This is a genomic window from Streptomyces sp. NPDC007162 (genome assembly GCF_040634175.1).
Taxonomy (GTDB): domain Bacteria; phylum Actinomycetota; class Actinomycetes; order Streptomycetales; family Streptomycetaceae; genus Streptomyces.
Window position 1 is genome coordinate 1 of sequence record NZ_JBEYFC010000725.1, and the last position, 3,640, is coordinate 3,640.

General features: G+C 71.6%; 4 protein-coding genes and 1 pseudogene. 1 reads left to right on the top strand and 4 read right to left on the bottom strand.

What is annotated here, in order from left to right:
- Positions 1 to 109: 109 nt before the first annotated feature.
- Entirely contained in the window at positions 110 to 1,045 is a 936-nt protein-coding gene (gene hemC, locus ABZ646_RS42835) for a hydroxymethylbilane synthase (RefSeq protein ID WP_360532120.1), read from the top strand.
- Positions 1,046 to 1,051: 6 nt separating this feature from the next.
- Here hemC and ABZ646_RS42840 read toward each other — a convergent pair whose 3' ends face one another.
- The 4 genes and pseudogenes from ABZ646_RS42840 to ABZ646_RS42855 form a co-directional block, all read right to left on the bottom strand.
- Complete coding sequence (locus ABZ646_RS42840; RefSeq protein ID WP_360532123.1) at positions 1,052 to 1,579, bottom strand: hypothetical protein; 528 nt, start codon at positions 1,577 to 1,579, stop codon at positions 1,052 to 1,054.
- A 194-nt stretch (positions 1,580 to 1,773) separates the two neighbouring features.
- Positions 1,774 to 2,628, bottom strand: coding sequence for an ABC transporter permease (locus ABZ646_RS42845; protein ID WP_360532126.1), 855 nt, complete (start codon positions 2,626 to 2,628; stop codon positions 1,774 to 1,776).
- Positions 2,588 to 3,415, bottom strand: a complete 828-nt coding sequence (locus tag ABZ646_RS42850) for an ATP-binding cassette domain-containing protein (RefSeq protein ID WP_360532128.1) — start codon at positions 3,413 to 3,415, stop codon at positions 2,588 to 2,590. Before ABZ646_RS42850 ends, ABZ646_RS42845 begins: the two co-directional genes overlap by 41 nt.
- Positions 3,412 to 3,640, bottom strand: a pseudogene (locus ABZ646_RS42855) (hypothetical protein); the annotation flags it as partial. The gene ABZ646_RS42850 and the pseudogene ABZ646_RS42855, both read right to left, overlap by 4 nt.

Consider the following 3,640-nt stretch of genomic DNA (forward strand, 5'->3'; position numbering starts at 1 on the left):
GGAGTGGTAGCCCAAGGCCCCGGCCATCGACGCACGCTTCCAGTTCAGGCGGTGCCGCAGGAGCGGAGTCCGCCCTCGGGGCGCGTAGGTGCGGCACTATCGTGTCCCCATGTCCGTGCCCGAGTTGATCCGCATCGTGTCCCGCGACTCGCCGATGGCGCTCGCTCAGGTGGCCCGTGTCCGGGCCGAGTTGGCCGTCCTTCATCCGCAGGTGCGCACCGAGGTCGTACCGGTGAGGACGACCGGTGACAAGTGGCTGGGCGATCTGTCCCAGGTGGAGGGGAAGGGCGCGTTCACCAAGGAGGTGGACGCCGCGCTGCTGGCCGGGGAGGCCGACCTCGCCGTGCACTGTGTGAAGGACGTGCCGGCGGACCGCCCGCTGCCCGCCGGGACGGTGTTCGCCGCGTTCCTGAAGCGGGACGACATCCGTGACGCCCTCATCCATCCCGGCGGCCTGACCCTGGACGAGCTGCCGCCGGGCACCAGGGTCGGCACCTCCGCGGTCCGCCGGGTCGCCCAACTGGCGGCAACCCACCCCCATCTGCAGTGCGTGCCGTTCCGGGGCAACGCCAACCGCCGGCTGGAGAAGCTGGCCGCGGGTGACGCGGACGCGCTGCTGCTCGCGATGGCGGGTCTGGAGCGGATCGGCCGTCCCGACGTGGCCACCGAGGTGCTGGACCTGGAGACGATGATGCCGCCCATCGGCGCGGGCATCCTCGCCCTGCAGTGCCGGGAGGACGACCGCGAGCTGATCGACGCGGTGAGCGGCCTCGGAGATCCCGCCACCCACCGGGAGGCGACCGCCGAGCGGATGTTCCTGCATGTGCTGCAGGGACACTGCAACAGCCCGATCGCCGGCTACGCCCGGGTCGACCACGCCGGTGAACTGTCGCTGCGGGCCTGTGTGTTCACCCCCGACGGCAAGACCCGGCTGAACGCCCACGAATGGGCGGGCCGCCTCGACCCGGCGACGCTCGGCACCTCGGTCGCCGTGGCCCTGCTGCGCCAGGGCGCCCGCGAACTCATCGACGGCATCCCGCACTGACGCCGGTCAGGCGGAAGGGCCGGGCTCCGTCTGGTCCTTGAGGAAGGTGCTCACCTGGTGGGCCAGGCTGCCCGGCCCGGCCCCCTGGCAGGCGGAGCCGGCCGTGGACTCCAGGACACCGATGCCACCCGTCCACAGCCGGCGTTCGGTCCACTCCTCGTCGACGCGCAAGTGGATCTGGATGTCCACCTGGCCCAGGGCGTTCTCCGGGCCGGCCGCGTAGAGGACCGCGGTGGCACGGCGCAGCGGGTAGACGTCGAAGCCCTCGATGAACTGGGAGTTGCGCCAGTCGATGAACGCGCCCTCCCCGTCGGGGCCCACCCGGACGTCGATCTGACCGTCCTCCAGCTGGACGCCGAAGTTGCGTGAGCCTCGGTTCTCGATGGTCACCCGGGCACTGAAGTACGTCAGACCGGCCGCGGCGTCGTCCCGGCCGCGCGGCGGCTCGGCCGCCTCCAGGCGGTGGACGCGGACCCGCAGACCGGCATGCTCGTCGTACTCGTGCCAGTCCCCGACCACGTTCGGCTCGTACACAGTGCCCCTCTCGACCCACGCTGTCTATCTGTGGGCTCAGCGCACTGTCAAATGAGCGGAATGCGCTGTGGCCAGGGGGTTCGCCCCCTTTGATCGCTGATCAAGCGTTGCGCAGGGGTTATCCCGCCCCGGGTGTCCGGGGCGGGGTGCGGGCGCGTGCCGCACATCACGTCGGCGTCCCACCCGTCACAAGATCAGCGGGCGAGGCGGCCGAGCAGCGAGGAGGCCGCGGTGATACCAAGGGCGGCGGCCACCGCCAGCACCCCGAAGTCGAGGCCGAGATGTGCCGGCGTGCCGAGCAGCAGCCCCCGCAGGGCGTCGACTTGGTAGCTGAGCGGGTTGACCTTGCTGACCGCCTGGAGCCAGCCCGGCATGATCGCCACGGGGTAGAGGGCGTTGGAACCGAAGAACAGCGGCATGGTGATGGCCTGCCCGATGCCCATCAGCCGGTCGCGGCTGAGGACGATCCCGGCGATGCTCATCGACAGGCAGGAGAAGAACGCGGAGGCGAGGACGACGGCCAGTCCGACCCCGAGCAGCTTCAGCGGGTTCCAGGTGAGCGAGACCCCGAGGACCGCGGCGATGACGATCACCACGACGGCCTGGATCAGGGACTTCACGCCCGCCGCGAACGCCTTGCCGGTGATCAGTGCCGAGCGCGGGGTCGGGGTGACGAGCAGCTTGTTGAGGATGCCGGCGTCGCGTTCCCAGATGATCTGGATGCCGTAGAAGATGGCGATGAACATCGCGGACTGGGCGATGATGCCAGGTGCCAGGTAGTCGATGTAGGGGATGCCGCCGGTGGGGATCGCCCTGATCCGGGTGAAGGTCTGCCCGAAGATCAGCAGCCAGAGGGCCGGCTGTACCGCCCGGGTGTAGAGCTCGGTGCGGTCGTGCCTGAGCTTCTGCAGTTCGACGGCGCACATGGCGACGACCCGGGCGGGCAGCAGCCGCCAGCCGGAGCGCGGCTGGGGCGGGGTCAGCAGCAGGGACGCGGCTGCCGTGCGCTCAGCCGACGCGCTTCGCGGTGCGGCGGGTGCTTCGGACATCGCGGAAACCTCCTGACTGGTCGTCGAGGCCGCTGCCGGCCACGTCGCGGAAGACGTCTTCGAGGGTGGGCAGGGTGTCGGCGCCCCGGCGTTCGGCGAGGCCCTGCCGCAGCTCGGCGGGGGTGCCGAGGGCACGGATCCGGCCGCGGTGCATCAGGCCGACGCGTCCGCAGTGCTGGTCGGCCTCGTCCATGTAGTGGGTGGTGACCAGCACGGTCATGCCGGTGGCTGCGCGTACCGCGTCGATCTGGTCCCAGACGCTGGTGCGGGCGATCGGGTCGAGGCCGATGGTCGGCTCGTCGAGGATCAACAGGCGCGGCGCGCTGACCAGCGCCTGGGCCAGTTCGAGGCGGCGGACCATGCCGCCGGAGTAGGTGCCGGCGAGCCGGTCGGCGGCGTCGGTGAGGTCGACGGCCGCCAGCGCCTGGGCGACCCGCTCGGCGCGTTCGCGCCGGGAGACGTCGAAGACGCGGGCGAACAGCGCGACGTTCTCGCGTCCGGTGAGCCCGCTGTCCGCGGACAGTTGCTGCGGGACGTAGCCGAGCAGTCTGCGCACGGCCATCCGGTCCTTGCCGGTGTCGTGGCCGAAGACGCGGACCATCCCGGCGGGGACGGGGAGCAGGGTGGTGATGCAGCGGATGGCGGTGGTCTTGCCCGCGCCGTTGGGACCCAGCAGCCCGAAGACCTCGCCCTCGCCGACGGTCAGGTCGAGCCCGTCCACGGCTCTGGTGTCCCCGAAGGAGTAGGAGAGCCCCGTGCAGGCGACCGCGGCGGTGTCCGGCGTCATGATTCCTGGACCTCCTCGTGCAGGGTGACGGCGAGCCTGCGCAGTGCCGGCAGAGCCGCCGCGAGCAGGTGCTGGTCGGCCTCGTCGAGCCGGGAGACATGACCGGCGAAGAGTTCCGCGCGGCGCCGCTGCCAGTCGGCGAGGCGCTGCGCGGCGGCCTCGGTCAGCAGCAGCCGGGCGGCCCGCCAGGCCGTCGGAGACCGGCAGCTTCTGGGCGGTGGACAC

Excerpts from the sequence above, each read along its gene's own strand:
- hemC (WP_360532120.1), top strand. The coding sequence starts at position 110 with ATGTCCGTGCCCGAGTTGATCCGCATCGTGTCCCGCGACTCGCCGATG.
- ABZ646_RS42845 (WP_360532126.1), bottom strand. The coding sequence starts at position 2,628 with ATGTCCGAAGCACCCGCCGCACCGCGAAGCGCGTCGGCTGAGCGCACG.
- ABZ646_RS42850 (WP_360532128.1), bottom strand. The coding sequence starts at position 3,415 with ATGACGCCGGACACCGCCGCGGTCGCCTGCACGGGGCTCTCCTACTCC.